Source organism: Flavobacterium sp., assembly GCF_040402895.1.
Classification (GTDB): Bacteria; Bacteroidota; Bacteroidia; order Flavobacteriales; family Flavobacteriaceae; genus Flavobacterium.
This window is the reverse complement of the sequence record NZ_JBBALR010000003.1, coordinates 1-22,859: the sequence shown is the minus strand read 5'-3', so window position 1 is coordinate 22,859 and position 22,859 is coordinate 1. Positions and strand designations below refer to the sequence as shown.

The 22,859-nt window shown below is 31.8% G+C and carries 18 protein-coding genes; 16 read left to right on the top strand and 2 right to left on the bottom strand.

Going from position 1 to position 22,859, the window contains the following annotated elements; translation table 11 throughout:
- Positions 1-3 precede the first annotated feature (3 nt).
- From ruvA to ABWP60_RS09575, 12 genes are all read left to right on the top strand, one after another.
- Complete coding sequence (ruvA, locus tag ABWP60_RS04140) at positions 4-585, top strand: Holliday junction branch migration protein RuvA (RefSeq protein WP_353148933.1); 582 nt, start codon at positions 4-6, stop codon at positions 583-585.
- Between the two features lie 52 nt (positions 586-637).
- On the top strand, positions 638-7,780 hold the full coding sequence (gene sov / locus ABWP60_RS04135; RefSeq protein ID WP_353148930.1) for a T9SS outer membrane translocon Sov/SprA: 7,143 nt from the start codon (positions 638-640) through the stop codon (positions 7,778-7,780).
- A 133-nt stretch (positions 7,781-7,913) separates the two neighbouring features.
- Positions 7,914-8,294, top strand: a complete 381-nt coding sequence (gene gcvH / locus ABWP60_RS04130) for a glycine cleavage system protein GcvH (protein WP_353148927.1) — start codon at positions 7,914-7,916, stop codon at positions 8,292-8,294.
- Positions 8,263-8,655, top strand: coding sequence for a VanZ family protein (locus ABWP60_RS04125; protein WP_353148924.1), 393 nt, complete (start codon positions 8,263-8,265; stop codon positions 8,653-8,655). The genes gcvH and ABWP60_RS04125 overlap by 32 nt, the downstream gene beginning before the upstream one ends.
- Before the next feature lie 314 nt (positions 8,656-8,969).
- Complete coding sequence (gene cyoE, locus ABWP60_RS04120) at positions 8,970-9,866, top strand: heme o synthase (protein WP_502904807.1); 897 nt, start codon at positions 8,970-8,972, stop codon at positions 9,864-9,866.
- 50 nt (positions 9,867-9,916) lie between these two features.
- Positions 9,917-10,501, top strand: a complete 585-nt coding sequence (locus ABWP60_RS04115) for a cytochrome c oxidase subunit 3 (protein ID WP_353148921.1) — start codon at positions 9,917-9,919, stop codon at positions 10,499-10,501.
- A gap of 44 nt (positions 10,502-10,545) precedes the next feature.
- A complete protein-coding gene (locus tag ABWP60_RS04110; protein WP_353148918.1) occupies positions 10,546-11,532 on the top strand; it encodes a cytochrome c oxidase subunit 3 in 987 nt (328 codons plus the stop codon).
- A gap of 22 nt (positions 11,533-11,554) precedes the next feature.
- Complete coding sequence (locus ABWP60_RS04105; protein ID WP_353148915.1) at positions 11,555-11,905, top strand: cytochrome C oxidase subunit IV family protein; 351 nt, start codon at positions 11,555-11,557, stop codon at positions 11,903-11,905.
- 86 nt (positions 11,906-11,991) lie between these two features.
- Positions 11,992-12,684: a hypothetical protein gene (locus tag ABWP60_RS04100; protein WP_353148912.1), complete on the top strand. Its 693-nt coding sequence runs from the start codon at positions 11,992-11,994 to the stop codon at positions 12,682-12,684.
- A gap of 33 nt (positions 12,685-12,717) precedes the next feature.
- A complete protein-coding gene (locus ABWP60_RS04095; protein WP_353148910.1) occupies positions 12,718-13,344 on the top strand; it encodes an SCO family protein in 627 nt (208 codons plus the stop codon).
- A 16-nt stretch (positions 13,345-13,360) separates the two neighbouring features.
- The gene (locus ABWP60_RS04090) at positions 13,361-13,942 is read left to right on the top strand and encodes a DUF420 domain-containing protein (protein WP_353148907.1); all 582 of its coding nucleotides are present in this window, start codon (positions 13,361-13,363) and stop codon (positions 13,940-13,942) included.
- Positions 13,932-14,204 (top strand): CAMCR motif-containing small membrane protein, encoded by a 273-nt coding sequence (locus tag ABWP60_RS09575; protein ID WP_502904806.1) that lies wholly within the window; start codon positions 13,932-13,934, stop codon positions 14,202-14,204. The genes ABWP60_RS04090 and ABWP60_RS09575 overlap by 11 nt, the downstream gene beginning before the upstream one ends.
- 12 nt (positions 14,205-14,216) lie before the next feature.
- On the opposite strand, the gene ABWP60_RS04080 is transcribed toward ABWP60_RS09575, so the two are convergent.
- Positions 14,217-15,602 carry a DUF4403 family protein gene (locus ABWP60_RS04080; protein ID WP_353148902.1) on the bottom strand — a complete coding sequence of 462 codons (1,386 nt, stop codon included), beginning with the start codon at positions 15,600-15,602 and terminating at the stop codon, positions 14,217-14,219.
- Between the two features lie 153 nt (positions 15,603-15,755).
- On the opposite strand from ABWP60_RS04080, the gene ABWP60_RS04075 reads away from it, so the two are divergent.
- From ABWP60_RS04075 to tsaB, 3 genes are all read left to right on the top strand, one after another.
- On the top strand, positions 15,756-17,117 hold the full coding sequence (locus ABWP60_RS04075; protein ID WP_353148899.1) for a TolC family protein: 1,362 nt from the start codon (positions 15,756-15,758) through the stop codon (positions 17,115-17,117).
- A gap of 4 nt (positions 17,118-17,121) precedes the next feature.
- Positions 17,122-18,447 (top strand): efflux RND transporter periplasmic adaptor subunit, encoded by a 1,326-nt coding sequence (locus tag ABWP60_RS04070; RefSeq protein ID WP_353148896.1) that lies wholly within the window; start codon positions 17,122-17,124, stop codon positions 18,445-18,447.
- A gap of 81 nt (positions 18,448-18,528) precedes the next feature.
- On the top strand, positions 18,529-19,194 hold the full coding sequence (gene tsaB / locus ABWP60_RS04065; RefSeq protein ID WP_353148894.1) for a tRNA (adenosine(37)-N6)-threonylcarbamoyltransferase complex dimerization subunit type 1 TsaB: 666 nt from the start codon (positions 18,529-18,531) through the stop codon (positions 19,192-19,194).
- 65 nt (positions 19,195-19,259) lie between these two features.
- Here tsaB and ABWP60_RS04060 read toward each other — a convergent pair whose 3' ends face one another.
- Positions 19,260-20,156, bottom strand: coding sequence for a NifU family protein (locus tag ABWP60_RS04060; protein WP_353148891.1), 897 nt, complete (start codon positions 20,154-20,156; stop codon positions 19,260-19,262).
- 97 nt (positions 20,157-20,253) lie between these two features.
- Between ABWP60_RS04060 and ABWP60_RS04055 the strand changes: the two genes are divergently transcribed.
- Positions 20,254-22,859, top strand: a 2,606-nt coding sequence (locus ABWP60_RS04055) for a choice-of-anchor L domain-containing protein (RefSeq protein WP_353148889.1), incomplete at its 3' end; no start/stop codon positions are given.

Here is a 22,859-nt window from a genome sequence, read left to right as displayed (position 1 = left end):
ATTATGATTGCACATATTCAAGGAAAACTAGTAGAAAAAACGCCCACTGAAGTGGTCATAGAATGCCATGGCGTGGGGTATGAAATTCATATTTCGTTGCATACCTATTCTCAAATTCCGGATTCTGAAAATGTGAAATTATATACGTTTTTGCAAATAAAAGAAGATGCCCATTCTTTGTTTGGCTTCGCAGATAAAAAAGAACGAGAATTATTTAAATTATTAATTTCTGTTTCAGGAATTGGTGCCAGTATAGCTAGAACCATGCTTTCATCATTAAACCCAGAACAAATTATTCAAGCAATTGCAGCAAATGATGTAGGTACAGTGCAATCCATAAAAGGAATTGGATTAAAAACAGCACAACGAGTTATTTTAGATTTAAAAGATAAAGTACTAAAAATCTATGCAATCGAAGAAATTTCTGGGGGTTCATACAATACAAATAAAGAAGAAGCGTTATCTGCTTTAGAAGTTTTGGGATATATTAGAAAGAACGCCGAAAAAGTAGTAGAAAAAATTATTGTTAATTCGCCAGCTGCTACAGTGGAAGAATTAATTAAACAAGCATTAAAAGTATTATAATTTGAAAAAATTACTTAATAATATAGTTTCAAAAATAAGCATCGTAATAGTTATGATGTTTATAAGTGAGTATAATTTTGCACAAACAACTCCAGTTAAGGTTCAAGATTCAACAAAAACAGGATATAGTTTAGGTCAAATTTCTTTACCTAATCCTAAAAGTATTATTGATGGTTATACCTATGATCCTGTTGCTAATAAATACATTTATACGGCTTCTATAGATGGTTTTAATATTAATTATCCTTTAATTTTAACTCCTCAAGAATACGAAAAATTGGTTTTAAAAGAAACCATGAGAAAGTATTTCCAAGACAAACAAAATGCAGTGGATGGAAAAAGAGAAGGTTCTGAAGAAGCAAGAAAAAATTTATTACCACGATTTTATGTAAATAATAAATTTTTTGAAGCCATTTTTGGTGGCAATACTATTGATGTAAAACCAAGCGGTTCTGTTGAAGTAGATTTAGGAATCCGATTTACCAAACAAGACAATCCTGCTTTTTCACCCAGAAATAGAAAAACTACTGCTTTTGATTTTAATCAACGTATTTCAATGGGTTTACAAGGAAAAGTAGGGACAAGATTGAGTGTAAATATTAACTATGATACCCAATCGACCTTTGCTTTTCAAAACTTAATAAAATTGGATTATTCTCCAACGGAAGACGATATTTTACAAAAAATAGAAGTTGGTAATGTGAGTTTCCCAATTTCAAATTCTTTAATCCGAGGGGCACAAAGTTTATTTGGTGTAAAAGCGCAATTTCAATTTGGTAAAACTACTTTTACAGGGGTATTTTCAGAACAAAAATCGCAATCAAAATCTATAACAACTCAAGGAGGAGGAACCATTCAAGAATTTGATTTTTTTGCCTTAGATTATGATTCTGATAAGCATTATTTCTTATCACAATATTTCAGAAATAATTATGATAACGCTTTAAGAAATTATCCAGTAATTGATTCTCGTGCAAAGATTACCAGAATTGAAGTTTGGATTACTAATAAGCAAAACAGAGTTGCTACTACAGATAATAATTTAAGAAATGTAATTGCTTTACAAGATTTAGGAGAATCCCGATTAACTTCTAATCCAGATAACGAAGTGGTAGGTACCGATTTAACTCTAAATCCAACATTTTTTAATGAACCAATTGATTCGCCAACGGATAATAAAAACAATAAGTTCAATCCAGCTACAATTGGACAATCAGGTAGTTTTTTGACACCTGCAATTAGAGAAATCGCAACCGCGTCAACAGGTTTTAATTTAGTAGCCAATACAACAAGTACTTTTTCGGAAGGAATAGATTATTCAAAATTAGAAAACGCTAGAAAATTAGCTACTACAGAATATACATTTCACCCGCAGTTAGGATACATTTCCTTAAATCAAAAATTACAAAATGATGAGGTTTTGGCTGTGGCATATCAATACACCATTGGAGGCGACGTATATCAAGTAGGGGAATTTGCAAATGATGGTTTAGAATCTACAACGGTTGATCCGGCGGGTGTACCTACCACGCAAGCCTTACTATTAAAAATGTTAAAAGGAAGTTTAATTAATGTAAGTGAGCCAAGTTGGGATTTAATGATGAAAAACATCTATCAAATTCCAGGGGGAAATCAATTGCAACAACAAGATTTTAAATTTAATATTTTATACCAAGATCCTTCACCTTTAAATTATATTACACAAGCAGGAATTGATGCGCTTCCTTCAAATGTTGCCAACACACCTTTGTTGAAAGTATTTAATTTAGATAAGTTAAACTTTACGAATGACCCACAGCCAAATGGTGATGGATTTTTTGATTTTTATCCAGGGATTACAGTAGATTCTCAATACGGAAGAATTATTTTCACAACCGTAGAACCTTTTGGTAAACACTTATTTAATAAATTAGATGTATCGACGTTAACGGAAGATTATGACACACCACTTTCCTACAACTCTAATCAAGCCAAATACGTTTTCAGAACCTTATACAAATCTACACAAGCTGCTGCTTTACAAGAAAGCTCAAAAAACAAATTCAAATTAAAAGGAAGTTTTAAATCTTCTGCAGGCGATGGTATTTCTTTAGGCGCTTTTAATGTGCCGCAAGGAAGCGTTGTGGTTACTGCAGGCGGAAGAGTTTTAGTAGAAGGGGTAGATTATACCGTTAATTATCAAGCCGGTAGAGTACAAATTCTAGACCCATCTTTAATGGCTTCTAATACACCCATAAATGTGTCATTAGAAAATAATTCGGTTTTTGGACAACAAACCAAACGATTTTATGGTTTAAATGTAGAACATAAATTTAATGAGAAATTTTTAATTGGTGGTACCTTTCTTAAAATGACAGAAAGACCTTTCACTCAAAAAGCCGATTACAATCAAGAATCTGTAAACAATACCATAGTGGGTATCAATACAAATTTTTCAACGGAAGTTCCCTTTTTAACAAGGTTAGTAAATAAATTACCAAACATTGAAACAGAAGCGCCTTCCAATGTGTCTTTCAGAGGTGAATTTGCTTATTTATTTCCAAATGCACCAAAAGCAGCAGATTTTAATGGAGAACCAACTTCGTATATAGATGATTTTGAAGGCTCTCAATCTAATATTGATTTAAAATCGCCATTGGCTTGGTCCTTAGCAAGTACGCCAATAGGTTTTGGAGGTGAATTAAATGAAGATGATCGCGTATATGGATACAAAAGAGCTAAACTTTCTTGGTATAATATTGATCCAGTTTTTTATGTAGATAAACCTGCAGGAATTGATGACAACGATATTTCTACCAATAAAACCAGAAGAATTTTTAGTCAAGAATTATTCCCAAATATTGATATTCCTCAAGGACAAACTAATGTTATCAATACATTAGATTTAACGTATTATCCAAGAGAGCGTGGACCATACAATTACAACCCAGTGGCGGCAACAAATAACCAATTTTCTGCTACAGATGCTCAAAATAATTGGGGAGGAATTATGCGAGCCATTAATACTACAAATTTTGAGCAATCCAATGTAGAATATGTACAATTTTGGATGATGGATCCCTATTTTGGTTCTACTACAGATGTTACTGATCCTTCCAATACAGGAACATTAACCTTAAATTTAGGAGAAATTAGTGAAGATATTTTAAAAGACGGTAGAAAATTATACGAAAATGGGTTGCCAGAAAATGGTGGTTCTCAACCTACTTATTCTACTAACTGGGGTAAAGTGCCAGCATCTCAATCTTTAATTTATGCTTTTGATTCCAATGAGGCCAATAGAGGGGTTCAGGACGTAGGATTAAATGGATTAAATGATGCGGAAGAAAAAATTAAACATCCAGCTTTTGCTGCTTTTGCTGATGCTTCAGCAGATAATTATCAATATTATTTAAATACTACAGGAACTATTTTAGATCGCTATAAAAATTATAACGGAATAGAAGGAAATTCGCCAATTACTGTAACAGATACCAATAGAGGAAATTCTACTGTACCAGATGTAGAAGATTTAAATAGAGATAATACCATGAATACCATAAATGCGTATTATAAGTTTAATATTCAAGTTTCACCCAATCCAGTTGTAGGACAAAATTATGTTTCGGATGTTTTAACTACTACGGGGACTGTACCAAATGGGAATGCCATTCCAGTTCGATGGGTACAATATAAAATTCCAATCTTAGAAGCCACTGCTGCAAATATTGAGGGTCCAATTTCTGACTTCAGAGCCATTCGTTTTATGAGAATGTTTTTATCTGGCTTTAATGATGAAGTAACACTTCGTTTAGGATCATTAGATTTAGTTAGAGGGGAATGGAGACGATTTGTATATACCTTAGATGCCTTAGATGCCGATGTGTCTAATGACGATACAGGTTTTGATGTTGTTGCAGTAAATGTTCAAGAAAACGCAAATAGAAGTCCTATACCTTATGTAGCTCCTCCTGGAGTAGATAGAGAGCAATTGTATAATAACAATACGGTTATTAATCAAAATGAACAGTCTTTGTCATTAAGAGTATATAAAAAAGACCCTGCAAATGTAGGTTTAGGAGGATTAGAAGAAAATGATTCCAGAGCCGTTTTTAAAAATGTAAATGTCGATATGCGTCAGTACAAAAAACTACGTATGTTTTTACATGCCGAACCTTTGAAATCTGATTTAGCTACTGGAACGGACTTGAAAGACGATGAATTAGTTGCCTTCATTCGTTTAGGAAACGATTTTACAGATAACTTTTATCAAATTGAAATGCCTTTACGAGTAAGTTCTCTGAGTGCCAGAACTGCAGAAGATGTTTGGTTAGCAGATAACGAAATTGAATTGCCTTTGGCCTTACTATCTAAAATTAAAAGTTTAAATATAGCCGCAGATGGTTCTTTAGTTCCAGATGTTAATGGAATTGCTTTTTTAAATGAAAGTGCTTTAGGTTCCTCAAAAAGTAGATTAAATATCGGTATTAAAGGAAATCCAAATTTTGGGCAAGTTAGAACATTAATGATTGGGGTAAAAAATCCAAACCCTACTGCTACAGGTCCTTTAAGAGGAGAAGTTTGGTTTAACGAATTACGCATGTCTGAAATGGATAACAAAGGGGGTTATGCCGCAGTAGCTAACTTAGATACGAATTTGGCCGATTTTGCCACTTTTTCAGCAACGGGTCGTATAAGCACCATTGGTTTTGGCGCTTTAGAGCAAGGACCAAATGAAAGAAGTCGAGAAGATGTTAAGCAATACGATATAGTATCTAACTTTAATGTAGGACAAATTTTACCGAAAAAATGGAAACTAAACTTACCATTTAATTATGCAGTAGGCGAGCAAATAATTACACCAAAGTTTGACCCTTTATATCAAGATTTAGAATTAAAAGAAGTAATTGCTGCAGAATCAAATCAAGATAAAAAAGCAGAAATTCAGAATCGTGCTATTGACTATACAAAAAGAACAAGTGTTAATTTTATTGGTGTAAAAAAAGAAAGAGACGACAAACAAAAACAACATTTTTATGATGTAGAAAATATCACGCTTTCTTATTCTTTTAACGAAATGTTACATCACGATTTCCAAGTTCAAAATTTGGTAGATCAACAACAAAAAACTTCTTTAGATTACGCGTATTCATTTAAAGCAAAATCTATTGAGCCTTTCAAGAAGAATAAATTTTTTAGTAAAAATGGATATTATAAAGCCATAAGCGATTTTAATTTTAATTTTTTACCAAGTAACGTTACGTTTAGTTCAAATATTACCAGACAATTTAATCGTCAACAATTCAGATTAATTGATGTACAAGGTATTGGATTAGACCCTTTATATAGAAGAAATTATTTTTTCAATTATCAATATGGTGTGAATTTTCCAATCACAAAATCGTTAAAATTAAATTATACAGCTGCGAATAATAATATCGTGAGAAATTATTTTGACACACAAAATAACCCAATTAACGAATTAGATATTTGGAATGATTATTGGAATTTTGGTACAGCAAATACGCATAACCAACAAATAACCGCTAATTACGATTTACCAATAAATAAAATTCCGGCGTTAAGCTTTGTTAAGTCTTCTTATGTATACACGGGTAACTACAGCTGGCAACGCGCATCGGATGCATTTTCAACTTTTCAAGCCTTAGACGGAACAACCTATCAATTAGGAAACACCATTCAGAATGCTAATTCTCACAAAATAAATGCGGGATTAGATATGAATATGTTTTATAAATATATTGGCTTAACTTCAAAAAAACAAAAAAAACAGGCTGCACTTATTAAAAAGGCACCGCCGAAACCAGGTGAAAAAGTAACGAACCCAGTACCAACCCAGCCGCAAACCGAAGAAAGAAATGCATTTGCAAAATTTGGTATTGGAGTATTAACTTCTATTAAGAACATTCAAGTAAATTATTCCGAATCTGGCGGTACTTTACTGCCAGGTTATTTGCCAGGTTTAGGTTTTTTCGGAAGTTCTAAACCAACTTTAGGCTTTGTTTTTGGCGATCAATCCGATATAAGATATGAAGCAGCAAAAATGGGTTATCTAACCAGTTATCCCGAATTTAACCAGAGTTTTTCTCAAATTAAATCTAAAAAATTAGATTATACCGCTAGAGTTGAGTTAATTCCCGACTTAGGAATAGATATTAACGCAGAAAGAAATATTACTGAGAATTATTCAGAACAATATGATGCGGTTGGCGGAATTTACCAATCTAGAGCGCCTTTTAATACTGGAAATTTCAGCATTTCAACAGTAATGATTAAAACGGCTTTCAAAACAAGTGATGAAAATGAATCCGAAATATTTGAAAGATTTCGTAAAAACCGTTTTGCAATTGCGGATCGTTTGGCAGAAGCCTATTATGGAACTGCAAGTTTTCCTAGAGATTTAGACGGATATCCTACCGGATTTGGAAAAAATAGCCAGCGTGTTTTAGTACCTGCCTTTTTATCCGCTTATACTGGTGTGCAAACGGCTAAGGTTCAAACCGGTTTGTTTTCTAATTTTCCGTTACCAAACTGGACTTTAAAATACACGGGATTTATGAAGATGACTTGGTTTAAAGATAACTTTAAAAAGTTCTCGTTACAACATGGATACCGTTCTAGCTATAGTGTAAATGCTTACAGAAGTAATTTAAATCCAAGTCCGACCGATACAAATGGCAATTTGTTTCCAGAGGTAATCACTTCAAATGTCAATTTAACAGAACAATTTAACCCGTTAATTAACGTGAGTTTTGAATTGAAAAATTCATTTAATGTGATGGCTGAAGTTAAAAAAGACAGAAGTTTAAACATGAGTTTTGATAACAACTTACTTACCGAAGTGCAAGGAGATGATTATACCGTTCGTTTAGGATACAGAATAAAAGGCGTTCAAATTAACTCCAAATTAGCTGACAATGCTCAAGGAGTAATCAAAAGTGATATTAATCTAAAAGCCGATTTCACATTACGTAAAAACATGACAATTGTTCGCTATTTAGACTATAACAACAATCAATTAGGTGGGGGACAGAATATTTGGTCATTTAAATTAACAGCAGATTATTCTTTCAGCAAGAATTTCACTGCTATTTTCTTTTACGATCATCAATTTTCTAAAGCAGTTATTTCTACCGCATTTCCACTTACTAATATTCGTTCCGGGTTTACGTTACGATATAATTTTGGAAATTAATAGTAATTCGAATTTCTGAAAGTCTTAATAAAATGCAATAATGTAAATCGAAAAGCAGTATGACTTTTGACATTATCACTTGCGACTTTAAAGAATATAATTTACATTTGTAAAAAAATAAAACACAATAAAAATGAATATACCAGCGAATTTAAAATATACAAAAGACCACGAGTGGGTTTCAATTGATGGAGAAATAGCTACAGTAGGAATTACTGATTTTGCTCAGAAAGAATTAGGTGATATTGTTTATGTTGAAGTAGAAACTTTAGATCAAACATTAGCTAAAGATGAAGTTTTCGGAACTGTGGAAGCAGTTAAAACCGTATCCGATTTATTTTTGCCATTAAGTGGAGAAATTATAGCATTTAATGATGATTTAGAAAGTAATCCAGAAGCTGTAAATTCTGACTCGTATGGAGCTGGTTGGATGGTAAAAGTTAAAATTTCTGATGCTTCTGAAGTAGCACAATTACTTTCAAGTGAAGATTACGCGGCACTTATTGGGGCATAATTTATATAAAATAATAGCATTTTTTTGGACACTTTTAATTATTTATTTGTGTTTAAACGATGTGTCTAACCTCCCAACAATTTCTATTAAAAACATTGATAAAATAATACATTTTGTATTTTATTTTGTTTTAGTTTTTTTATGGATAAAAGGAATGAAGAGAACTTCGATGTATCGCTTTTTAATAGTGGTTGTATTAGCAATATTTCTTGGAATTGGTATTGAATTTTTACAGAAATATTGTACACCAAAAAGAACATTTGATTGGTATGACATCGTAGCAAACTCCTTAGGCGCAATCTCTAGCTTTTTCTTAGTAAAAAACTATTTTGCAGTACAAAACAAAAACATCTCCCTTTAACGGAGATGTTTTTTGTTTAATAAATGATTTTAGTAGTAGCAAACTCTACTTAATTTCAATATTTTTTCATTAGCCTAACAAATACTATTCTTATGGAGAAAGTTAATTTATATGTAGCCATTGATTTGAATAGTAAGCATAAAAAGAGTTGAATCTTTCTATGAAAATCCATTATAGATGGGTAATTTATTTAGGTAAAGTAATTAAATATTCAATCGTTATTTTTTATTAGTTTATTATTTTGAATTTGCACTATAAGTATTGCAAAAACCAAAATCTTCTTACTATCTTTGCATTCGATAAAAATTCAGTTTTTGAAAACAACTCCATTAAGCGTCAAATCAATTTTTTTAGATTTTAAAGAAATTACCAAAGCTGGCTTAGCAATAAGTGTAGTTTTTTCTTCTATTGTTGGGTATTTATTAGGTTTCTCAGCTCAACATCCTTTTAGTGTTGTCACTTTAGTCTTGTTAGCAATTGGTGGATATTGCATGGTTGGGGCATCAAACATTTTCAATCAAGTTATTGAAAAAGATTTGGATGCGAAAATGGATAGAACTAAAAACCGTCCTGTTCCTTCAGGTCGAATTTCGGTAAATAATGCATTGACTCTAGGATTTGTATTAACGTGTATTGGTTTAGTGGTATTGTATTTTATCAACCCAAAAACGGCGATGTTTGGTGCTATTTCAATATTTATGTACGTTAGTTTGTACACTCCTTTAAAAACACTTACGCCATTGTCTGTTTTTGTTGGTGCTTTTCCAGGAGCTATTCCTTTTATGTTAGGTTGGGTAGCTGCAACAGGTAGTTTTGGGATAGAAGCAGGAACCTTATTTTTAATTCAGTTTTTTTGGCAATTTCCACATTTTTGGGCCATTGGCTGGTTTCTATTTGAAGACTACGAAAAAGCAGGTTTTTTTATGTTGCCTACAGGAAAACGGGATAATAAAACTGTAATTCAAATTATTTTATACACCTTTTGGTTACTAGTCGCATCTATTTTGCCAGTATTTGGTTTTACTGGGGAATTGCAATTGTCTGTAGTAGCAGCAGTTATCGTTTTTTTGTTGGGTTGTTGGATGCTATTTTATGCCATTCAATTATATAGAAATAAAGAAACAAAAACTGCTAAAAAATTGATGTTAGTAAGTGTAACTTACATAACTTTGTTGCAAATTATTTACGTAATTGATAAATTTGTAAAATAAAAAGAAATGAATTTTAATATAGATTTTTCTATGTTTTTTAAAAAATAAAAATGAAAAGTAGTTCAGATCAAGAAGCTTACAATAAAAAAGCAAAAACCTATAAAATGCTATTGTATTTTGCAATGATAAGCATAATCATGATTTTTGCAGGATTAACCAGTGCATTTGTGGTGAGTAAACAACGCCCGGATTGGTTGAAAGAATTAGTAATTCCAGATACATTTACTTACAGTACAATAATATTGCTAATAAGCAGTATTACTTTTTATTTGGCGAAAAGTGCTATTAAATCAAATAACCATTCTTTAACAAAAGTATATTTATTACTAACTTTAGCATTGGGAATGTCATTTGTGTTTCTTCAATTTAAAGGATTTGATTTGTTGTTCAATCAAGGATTAGTCCCTTTTGGTTCTTCAAGTAAAGTAACGGTCTCTTTTTTGTATGCTTTTGTGTTTGTACATGTAGCACACTTGTTTGGAGGAATAATTTCATTAATTTATGTAATTTATAATCATTATAAACAAAAATACAATTCTTCGCAATGCCTTGGTATTGAGCTAAGTGGCATCTATTGGCACTTTATGGATTTTATTTGGGTTTACTTGTTTTTATTTTTCTATTTTTTCAAATAGAAAAAAATCAATAAATTTGAAAACTTTTTAATACTAACTATTATATGAGCGCTACGGTTAATAATGAACACGCTTTAGACGGAGGTCCAGGACCAATGGGAGCCACTTATGGTAAAATGATGATGTGGTTTTTCATCGTATCAGATGCTTTAACTTTTTCAGGTTTTATCGCTGCTTACGGATTTTCTAGATTTAAATTTATCGAAACTTGGCCAATTGCCGATGAGGTATTTACGCACTTTCCATTCTTACACGGTGTAAACGCACCAATGTACTATGTGGCATTGATGACGTTTATCCTTATTTTTTCATCAGTTACGATGGTTATCGCTGTTGATGCGGGTCACAAATTACAAAAAACAAAAGTGGCTGTTTATATGTTACTTACAGTAATTGGTGGTTTTATGTTCTTAGGCTCTCAAGCTTGGGAATGGAAAAACTTCATTAAAGGTGAGTATGGCGCAGTAGAAACTGCTGGAGGTTCTATTTTACAATTTGTGAAAGTAGATAAATCTGAAAAAACAGGGTACAAAAGAGTTAAATTAGAAGAATTTGCTGCTACTTTACCTGAAGAAAGAGAGCAATTAACAAGAGATAAAGGGGTTTGGTTTATGGAAGATGCCCACGAACTACCACAATACTCAGTTGACGAAGTAATGGCTGGATTTAAAGCACATCCTGAAATTTTGGTTAGAACAGAATTCATTACAAAGAAAAAAGAAAAAACAGTACTTTCTCGTGCTGAATCTGAGTCTAGATTAAAAGATGCAATTTTAGTAGTAGAAGGTGCAAGTTTAATAAGAAACGAGTACGGTCATAAATTATTCGCTGATTTTTTCTTTTTCATTACAGGTTTCCACGGATTCCACGTATTCTCTGGTGTAATGTTAAATATCTTAGTTTTCTTTAACGTATTATTAGGTACTTATGAAAAAAGAAAAAGTTATGAAATGGTGGAGAAAGTTGGTTTATATTGGCACTTTGTCGATTTAGTATGGGTGTTTGTATTTACATTCTTCTATTTAGTTTAATTTTTAGTAAAAAGAAAATATTATGGCACACGCACACGAATCTAATTTGAAAAGAATCTGGACTGTTTTCGGAATCTTATCTGTAATTACAACTGTTGAAGTTTACTTTGGTATTACAAAACCAGAGTCTTTGTTTTTAGGAACATTCATAAGTATGAGTTTATTAAATTGGTTGTTTATTATTTTAACAATCGTAAAAGCATACTATATTATGTGGGCATTTATGCACTTAGAAGGCGAAAAGAAAAGTTTGCGCTGGTCTGTAGTAGCACCGCTAGTATTTTTAATTTTATATTTATGTTTCATTATTTTAGTAGAAGCAGATTATATTTTTGAAGTATTTAAAAACTCACATTACAAATGGATTTTTTAATAAAATAAATTATAATAATCCCGTTCCAAATCATATTGGAACGGGATTTTTTTTATCTTTGTAACTCAATAGTTAATTTTACTGAAGTGAAAAAATATATCGTATTAACTGTACTCTTCATATTGCCAATTGTGGCTTACATGTTTTTCGCAACAGCCTCGCATAATTCTTTATTTTTACCGGTTATTTCAAAAAATCATGCTGAACTTTCAAGTGAATTTGTCTCTTTAAATGGAGAGAAAGTGGTTTTAGATAAAAACATTACTGTTTTAGGGTTTCCAGGAAGTAATATTGAAGAAGTAAAAGCCAATTTATTTAACTTAAATCAAAAGATTTACAACAAATACCAAGGTTTTAAAGATTTTCAAATGGTAATGATTTTACCAGACGGCAATCAATATAAAATTAAAGCCATACTATTAGAGTTTAGAAGACTTTCTAATGATTTAAAAAGTTGGCATTTTCTTTTCGGAAAACCAGAAGCTATTGAAGCGTATTATGAAACCTTCAAATTTAAAAACAAACTGGATCAATTTACAGGTTCATCTTTTGTGTATATTTTAGATAAAGAAAAAAGTTTAAGAGGAAGAAAAGGTCAGAAAATTAAAGGTAAAGTTGAATATAGAGAATGTTATAATACTATTTCTGCTGCAGAATTACACAATGAAATGTCGGATGATGTAAAAATATTACTTCGCGAATACCGTTTGGCTTTTAAAAAGAACAAACGTAAAGATGATTTTAGAGATAAAATTGAACAAGAAGTAATTAAAAAGTAAACCCCTTTTAATCAAGAGTAAAAAATCAAGTTCATGAAAAAAAACTCATACATCGGAATATCATTTATTGTTTTATTGTTCGGAATTTGGACAGTAAAAGAGTTAACCGAAAGATTTAAAGATAGTGGTTTAGAAAAATTAACAAAAGTGCCTTCTTTTGAATTAATAGATCAAAACGGTAAGAAAATATCAGATAAATCATATTTAGGTAAAGTTTATGTAGTTGAATTTTTCTTTGCAAATTGCTTAACAATTTGTCCCGTAATGAATAAAAATTTGGTGCAAGTTCAAGATGAATTTTATGGAAATTTAGATTTTGGAATCGCATCCATAACTATTGATCCAGAACATGACACACCTGCTTTCTTAAAGGAACACGCCAAAACGTTAGGAGTGAAACATCCAAATTGGCATTTTTTAAGTGGCAATTCTGATTATATTATGAATTTAGCCAATAAAGGTTTTTATATTCAAGCAGGAAAAGATGCAAAAGCACAAGGAGGTTTTGGTCATTCAGGACAATTTGCGCTTATTGATAAAGAAGGAAACATCAGAAGTAGAAAAGATAAATTTGGCAACCCAATTTTGTTTTACGACGGCATAGAACAATCAGGTATTGATGCTTTAAAAGAAGATATCAAATTATTATTGAAAGAATAAAGTAAAAATATACATTATGGAAAACAACATCGAAACAAAATACAACAAACTAATTACTGCGGTATCTATTATTATTCCAATTGCAGTAGCTGCTTTATTTGGAGTTAACTTAAGAAAATTGGGCTATGATGTAGCACCATTAAACTTTTTACCACCAATCTATGCTACTATTAACGCAATTACAGCCGTTTTATTAATTATTGCTGTACTTGCGATTAAAAACGGAAAAAGAAAATTACATGAAAATTTAATGAAAACGGCAATTGCTTGTTCTTTGGCCTTTTTATTAATGTATGTGGCGTATCATATGACTTCAATTTCTGCCGTTTTTGGAGATGTAAATCACAATTCAATATTAGAAGAATCTGAGAGAGCAGCTATTGGTTTTTTAAGAATTATTTATTTATTTATCTTAGTTACACACATTTCGCTTTCAGTAATTATTATTCCATTAGTATTAATTAGTTATGTTCGAGCCTTGTCACAACGTTTTGATAAACATAAAAAAATTGCTAAAATCACCTTTCCAATTTGGTTATATGTAGCTGTAACAGGAGTGATAGTTTATATTATGATTGCTCCATATTATGTTAAGTAAATTTAAGAATATAGAATATAGAATAAAGAATATAGAAGTGGAGCGTAGTATTTATGTTCTGTGTTCTTTATTCTATTCTCTACTTTCTCAAAGTCAATGCGCCATGTGCCGAGCTTCTTTACAAAACGAAGCGAACAAATCTGTTGCCGAAGGTGTAAATGATGGAATTGTTTATTTAATGGCAATACCCTATATTTTGGTAGCGGGTGTTTTTTACGCAGTATGGCGATTAAAACAAAAGAAGAAAGAAGTTTTAGAATAATTTTAACTAAAACTATTCCATTCCATCAATTGTAATTTTCATAGAGCCAGTTGAAGTGATAAATGCAACTATTCCATTTTCGGTAAGCTCCATTTTTTCAAACACAAAATCGTTTAATTTTCCGTTTACAAAAACCCCTTTCATTGGGGAATAATTAGATAAAAAAGGTAACATATTTTTCTTTCCTTCTTCTAAATTAGGTTGAATAGAATACTTGCAATTTTCTTTAATTTTATTCAAAATCACACCTTGTAACAACCAGTTTGCGGTTCGCGTTAAGATGCCTTTTGTATTTAAAACATAATCCATCTCTTCAAAATAAATTTCTTTCGTTTCCGAATTGTATTTTGGAATTCCAGCCAAATAAATGGTTCCGTTTACTGATCCAAGCATATCCAAAGCAATAATCATTTTACCATCTTTATACCATAAGGTTACTTTTTGAACTGTGATTTTTCTTTTTCCTGAGCCAAATTCTTGCCCCATAAAATTTTTAGTCATTATTCTACTCGCACTTTCATAAGTAGAGACAGCCGCTACAGAAGCATTAAAATCGGATGGAATTTTAGCAACCGCTTTAGAAACGATTTTAGTTTTGTCAAATCCGCTTTTTGGTTTTTGTCCAATTAAGGTTTGCATCTGACATTTTAATCCTAAATTCATTGTAATTTTAGAATTACTCAAAACAGCATTTGTGCTATACATTTCATTAGGTACCAATTTAAACCAAGTTTCATACGTTTCGTTTGCCATAAATGGCGTAGAAAGCGTTTCAAGAACTTGCATTACTTGCGGTTTAAAATCACACTTTTTATTTATTGCGTCATCAATCATCTTAGCTATTTTTCCTTTAAATATTGCTAAAGTTGGATTGATAATATACGTAATAGGTACATTTTTACCTGCTACTAAAATGCTTGGGCTTTCGCTCCATTCAAAATCTTCAATTTTTGAAGTGGTGTTTAGTTTCCAGTTGGCAAAATTGGCTTTGCTACTTAAGGTTATGTTGCCGCTTATATTAATTTCTCTAGTGTCGTTTAGACCCATAAATTCGGTTCCGTATTTTATTCTTGCCCAAATTTTTAAAGGAATTACTGAAACAATTTCACCGTTTTTTTCTGCCAATTTAATATCAGAAGTTTTCCAAATTTTCATTTCTGTTTTATCATCATTTAATATGGTGTCCGCATAAATTAATCCTTTTACGTTTTTATTTAAATGATATTCCACTTCTTTTAGACTTACTTCCATCGGCATAGAAATTAGTGATGTTTTATTGCTATAAACAATTGGTGCATTGTTACTAGGTTCTGGTTTTAGAGCTTCTATTTTTTTAGAAGTACTACAACTAATTAGCGCAATATTTATTATTCCAAAAAGTAAATTTTTTATTTTCATAATATATGAGTTTGAAAAAAGATGTATAAAGAAAACATAAATAAATACTTAAAGATTGTTTTTCAAAATAAATTCAGGTATAAAAGTAAAATTTTAATTCTAAAGTGTAACATTTTTTATAAATATTGGTCAAATAGTAAAACAATTCATAAAATGAAGTCAGTACATTTCATATTAATCTTATTTTTCGCATGTGTTACATCTTTTGCCCAAGAAAAAAAATGGACATTAAAAGAATGTATTAATCATGCAATACAAAACAATATTACCATAAAACAATCTGAGTTAGATTTGCAAACTTCTTCAGTTGCAAAAAAAGACGCTATTGGTAATTTCATGCCAAATTTGTCTGCGTCTACTTCACATTCCTGGAATATCGGATTAAATCAGAATATTACTACGGGTTTATTAGAAAATCAAACTACACAATTTACGTCTGCCAATTTAAATGCAAATGTGGATATTTTTAAAGGATTGCAAAATGTAAATCAGTTACGTAAAGCCAATTTAGCAATCATTGCTTCACAATACCAGTTAACGAAAATGCAAGAAGATATTGCGTTAAATGTTGCCAATGCTTACTTACAGATTTTATTTAATAAAGAAAATTTAAAAGTTCAAACCCAACAAAAGTTACTTAATACAAAACAATATAACAGAACGGTTGAATTAGTGGATGCTGGAAATGTTCCAAAAGGAGATTTATTAGATATTCAAGCTACAATGGCATCAGGAAATCAGCGTGTAATTGTAGCAGAAAATACTTTATTATTGTCTAAATTAAGTTTGGCGCAATTATTACAAATTGAAGATTTTCAAAATTTTGATATTTCGGAAGACGATATGCCAACCATGCTATCAACTATTTTAAACGAAACACCAGAAGCTATAATTGCAAAAGCTAAAGAAAATAGAACGGAATTAAAAATTGCAGAAACAAATGTAGCGCTCGCAGAGAAAGATATTTCTATTGCAAAAGGATCTTATTTGCCAAGTTTATCAGCATTTTATGGGTTTAATACCAGAGCATCAAATTCAAACGGTTTTGAAATAGTTAACGGTCAACCGATCGTAATAAGTCCAAAACCTTTGTTTGATCAGTTTAGTACCAATAAAGGTCAGAATTTCGGATTATCGTTAAATATTCCAATTTTTAATGGTTTTGCTATAAGAAATAATGTAGCTAGAACTAAGATTGCTTTAGAGAAAAGTCAATTGGCAAAAAATCAACAAGAATTAGATGTTGAGCGTAATGTTTATACTGCCTATACCGATACAAAAGCTGCAAAAGAAAGTTATGAAGCCGCCTTACAAATTGTTAAAGCGCGAGAATTAGCCATGCAATATGCTAAAGACAGATACGAAATTGGAATGATGAATGTTTTCGATTACAACCAATCTCAAGTGGCTTTTGTAAATGCACAATCAGAAGTATTAAGAACCAAATATGATTATATTTTTAGAATTAAAATTTTAGAATTTTATTTCGGAATTCCACTTATAGAAAAACAATAAAACCATGTCTAGAAAAAAATTATTTATCATTTTAGGAAGTGTAGTTGCAGTAATTGTACTATTAATTATTCTTAAAAAAACAGGAAAAATTGGAAATAACGACGACAGTAAAATTGTAGAAGTTTCCAAAGCAGAAACGATGACAATTATTGAAACCGTTTCGGCTACAGGAAAAATTCAACCAGAAGTTGAGATTAAAATTATGCCTGAAGTTTCAGGTGAAATAATTGCTTTAAATGTAAAAGAAGGACAGGAAGTTAAAAAAGGACAATTATTGGTTAAAATCAATCCCGATATTTATACTTCTGGAGTAGACCGAACCGTGGCATCTTTGTCGACTTCAAAAGCAGGTGTGAGTCAAGCTGATGCTCAAGTTAAAGAAGCAAAAGCCAATTACGATAGAAATAAAAAACTATATGATAAAGGCGTGATTTCTCGTGCTGAATGGGACAGAATTGTTTCTGCTTTTGAAGTAGCAGTTGCCAGTAAACAATCTGCATATTATCAAATGAAATCGGCTTCTGCAAACGTTACTGAAGCAAGTGATAACTTGAAAAGAACAACCATTTTTGCTCCTGCCGATGGAACCATTTCTAAATTAGATATTGAATTAGGAGAACGTGTTTTAGGGCAACAACAAATGGCTGGAACCGAGATGATGCGTATTGCCAACTTAAATAATATGGAAGTTGAAGTTGATGTAAATGAAAATGATATTGTAAAAGTAAGTATAGGCGATTCGGCAAAAATTGAAGTAGATGCATATTTAAAAAGAAAATTTGATGGTGTAGTCACAAGCATTTCTAATTCCGCCACTACAGGTTTAACTGCTGATCAAGTAACAAATTTTAAAGTAAAAGTTCGATTAGTAAAAGAATCTTATCAAGACTTATTAGAAGGAAAGCCTATCAGTTATTCCCCTTTTAGACCAGGAATGACTGCTACTGTTGATATCGAAACAAAAAGGAGTACGGATGTTTTAGCCGTTCCAATTAGTGCCATCGTAATTAAAGATGATACTACATCTGCTAAAAAAGATATAGTAGCTGAAATTGAAAAAGAAGAAGCAGAAAAAAAAGGTAAAGCTCCAAAAAAAGATATTAAATTTGAATGTGTTTTTGTGAAAGTTGGTGATAAAGCCAAAATTAGAGTCGTAAAAACAGGCATTCAAGATGATACAAATATTGAGATTTTATCAGGTTTGAAAAAAGGTGATGAAATTATTATTGGGCCTTATACGCTAGTTTCAAAAGACTTACTGCCAAACGATAAAGTTAGATTGGAAACCAAATCTGACCAAGATAAAAAAGCAAAAGAACAAAAAAGTTAGTTAGAATAAATTTTGATTTTAAAAAAGGCACAAGAAATTGTGTCTTTTTTTGTTTCTTTGTGTATTAAATTTACTATCAAAATGGCATTAATTCTGAATATAGAAACCGCTACAAAAAATTGCTCTGTTGCTTTATCAAAAGAAGGAAAAACGCTGGCAATAAGAGAAATGGCAGAACAAAATTTTTCCCATGCTGAAAAATTACATGTTTTTATTGAGGAACTTTTTTTAGAAACAAATGTAACATTACAAGAAGTAAAAGCTATAGCTGTAAGTCAAGGACCAGGTTCGTACACGGGTTTACGAATAGGTGTTTCTGCAGCAAAAGGTTTGTGTTATGCTTTATCTATTCCATTACTAGCTGTGGATACTTTAGAAATTTTGGCTAGAAAAATTCAGATATCGTCAGGAATAATTTTACCGATGATTGATGCAAGAAGACTAGAAGTATACAGCGCTTTCTTTGATAGTAATTTTACTAAAATTCGTGAAACGGAAGCTGAAATAATCGATGAAAATTCGTATCAAGATCTAAATGAAACGTTGCACTTAATTGGTGATGGTGCTTTGAAATTTAAAGAAATTTTAAAAGGAAGCAAATTTCAATATTATCCAGAAATTGAATTTCCATCAGCTGCGGAAATGGGTGAAATTTCCTTTCAAAAATTCCAAAACAACCTATTTGAAGATGTGGCTTATTTTGAACCTTATTATTTAAAAGATTTTGTTTTGAATACTAAAAAATAAATTGGCATCATTAAAAAGGGCTTTTTATATTATATAAAAAGCCCTTTTTTTATTGTAAGAAAAAATTAGCCATTCATAGCTTCTACTATAATTAAATTATTTTTTAACATATCGCGTAACATGTTTTCAATCCCGTTTTTTAAGGTAAATGTAGAAGACGGACAACCACTACAAGCTCCCTGAAGTGTCACTTTTACAACATTTGTACTTTCGTCATACGAGTTAAAAGTAATATTTCCTCCGTCACTTTGAACGGCGGGTTTAATGTATTCTTCTAAAATATTAATAATTTGTTGTGAGGTAACATCTAAATTATCAAAAAATTCTTCTTGTTTTATTTTGAAATTATCTGTTTTTTCAATTAAATTTTCGTCAACAACTAAATCCGTTTGTTCTAAATATTGTTTTAAAAAAGTTCTCAATTCTTGCGTAATGTCATTCCATTCAGCGATCTCGTATTTTGTTATGGAAATGTAATTTTCATCAATAAAAACTTCTTTAACAAAAGGAAAACTGAATAAATCTTTAGCTAAAGGTGATGCTTTAGTTTCATCAATATTTTTGCATTCAACGGCTGTGTTTGTTAATTTTTTATTAGCAACAAACTTAGTAACAGCAGGGTTTGGTGTAGATTCTGCATAAATAGTAATTGGGTTCTTTTTTACGCTAGTTTCTTCTATAATAATTTGACCACCTTTTGCTATAAAATCTTCAATTTGTTGTGCAACTTCTTCCTGTACATCTTCCCATTCTACAATAGAAAATTTTTCAATAGCAATAAAATTTCCTGAAATATATACTGATTTTACAAACGGAAGAAAAAACAATTGCTTCGCTAAAGGTGAATTTGCTGTTTCATCAATGTTTTTAAATTCGAAATTTTGATTTCTAGTGATAATTTCTTCCAACTCAAATTTAATAATGGATTCATTATTTGTGCTTTTTATGGATATTTTACTCATTTTTTTCAATTTTTTTACAAAGATATAAACATTCATTAAAGTAAAGTTATATATTTGAAAATTAAAATTTTGTTTACACAATTGCAACATATACAACATGAAAAAAATTACTATTTCAATTTTATTATTATTTTTTAGTGGGATATTATTTTCACAATCTATTAGCGTTAATACTGGCATTCCTGTATCTCAGTTAGTTCAGAATGTATTAATTGATTCCCCTTGCGCTCAAGTTAGTAATTTTACTACCCAAGGAAACTGTGGGATTGGTAAATTCACATTCGGAGGTTCGCCAGTAAATTTTCCTTTTCAAGACGGTGTTATTATTAGATCTGGTACTGCAGTAAATTCATCTGGAAATTATACGGATTCAAATAATTCAACGATTTGTTCAGGTTTAACTGATGTAGAACTCCGTGCAATTAATATTGCAAACGGGAATAATGGAACTATTAATGACGCTTCATTTATAAAATTTAATTTTACACCTTTTACAGATAATTTTAGTTTTAATTTTATTTTTGCTTCAAATGAATATGGCGCTTTTCAATGTGGCTACAGTGATGTTTTTGCATTCATATTAACCGATGTTACGCCTGGGGTTACTACTCCAGCTCAAAATTTAGCTGTAATTCCAGGAACAACAACTCCAGTATCTGTTACAAATATTAGAAATAATGCTTTTAACGCAAATTGTCCTTCTGTAAACCCAACATATTTTTCAGTCTATACCCCCAATGTCACTCCTGCCTCTAATACGGTAATGAATATGCGAGGGTATACAGTTCCGATGACAGCTTCGGCAACAGTAATTCCAAATCATAATTATACTATAAAATTGGTTATTGGAGATTATACTGATTCAGATTTTGATTCTGCAGTCTTTATCGAAGGAGGAAGTTTTAATATAGGTCTAACTAATTTGACTTATCCTATAGGGACCGGTGGTTCGTATTCTCAAGATATGCTGGTATCGAATGGTCAAGCCATTTGTCCAGGTCAATCTAGAGTCATAAGTACTGGATTAAGTGCAGCTAATTTTGATTTTGTTTGGACAAGAAATGGAGTTAATTTAAATATAGATGCACCTTCTATAACAGTTAGTTCACCTGGTACTTATTGTGTAAGTGCTAGTGTTACGGGTGGTGGGGCTTGTTCTCAAACCGATTGTATTGTTGTTGAATATTTTACAGGTTTTTCAATTAATCAAACACCACCTAATATGGTTGTTTGTAATCCAAACGTTAATTTAACGACACAAAACAATAGTATTTTAGCTGGTTTAGATACTGCTACTCATGATGTTGAATATTATTTTTCAATGGCTGATGCAATGAATCCAAGTAGTATTCCATTTACAACTTTTATCGCTACTCTTGGCACAACACAAACCATTGTAGCTAAGGTAACTAATATATTTGCAGCATGTCCAGAATATGCTACTTTTACGGTTACATATATTAATAACAATACAGTAACAGCGCCTTCTACTTCACCAACTTTGTGTATCAATACGGCTTTACCAGCAATCACACATACGACAACTGGAGCAACAGGTATTGGAACGGCAACAGGACTTCCAGCAGGAGTTACCGCTTCTTGGGCAGCCAATACGATTACAATAAGTGGAAGTCCTTCTGTGATAGGTACTTTTAATTATTCCATACCATTAACAGGAGGATGTGGTGCAGTAAACGCAACAGGTACTATTATAGTAACCACTGCTAACACGTCGGTAACAGCACCAACTGCTACACCATCACTTTGTATCAATACGGCATTAACAGCAATCACACACACGACAACTGGAGCAACAGGTATTGGAATCGCAACAGGACTACCAGCAGGAGTTACCGCTTCTTGGGCAACCAATACGATTACTATTAGTGGTACACCAACTGCATCGGGAACATTTGCTTATACAATCCCATTAACAGGAGGATGTAGTACCGTAAACGCAATAGGGACTATTACAGTAACTACAGCTAATACAGTAACAGCGCCTTCTGCTACACCAACACTTTGTATCAATACGGCATTAACAGCAATCACACACACGACAACTGGAGCAACAGGTATTGGAACCGCAACAGGACTACCGGCAGGAGTTACCGCTTCTTGGGCAGCCAATACAATTACTATTAGTGGTACACCAACGGCTTCGGGAACATTCGCTTATAGTATTCCCTTAACAGGAGGATGTGGTACCGTAAGCGCTATAGGAACCATCACAGTTACACCAAACAACACAGTAACAGGGCCTTCTGCTACACCAACACTTTGTATCAATACAGCATTAACAGCAATCACACATACGACAACTGGAGCAACAGGTATTGGAACCGCAACAGGACTACCGGCAGGAGTTACTGCTTCTTGGTCAGCCAATACGATTACCATTAGTGGTACACCAACTGCATCGGGAACATTTGCTTATAGTATTCCCTTAACAGGAGGATGTAGTACCGTAAACGCTATAGGAACCATCACAGTTACACCAAACAACACAGTAACAGCACCAACTGCTACACCAACACTTTGTATCAATACGGCATTAACAGCAATCACGCATACAACAACTGGAGCAACAGGTATTGGAACCGCAACAGGACTACCGGCAGGAGTTACCGCTTCTTGGGCATCAAATACGATTACTATTAGTGGCACACCAACAGCATCAGGAACATTTGCTTACAGCATTCC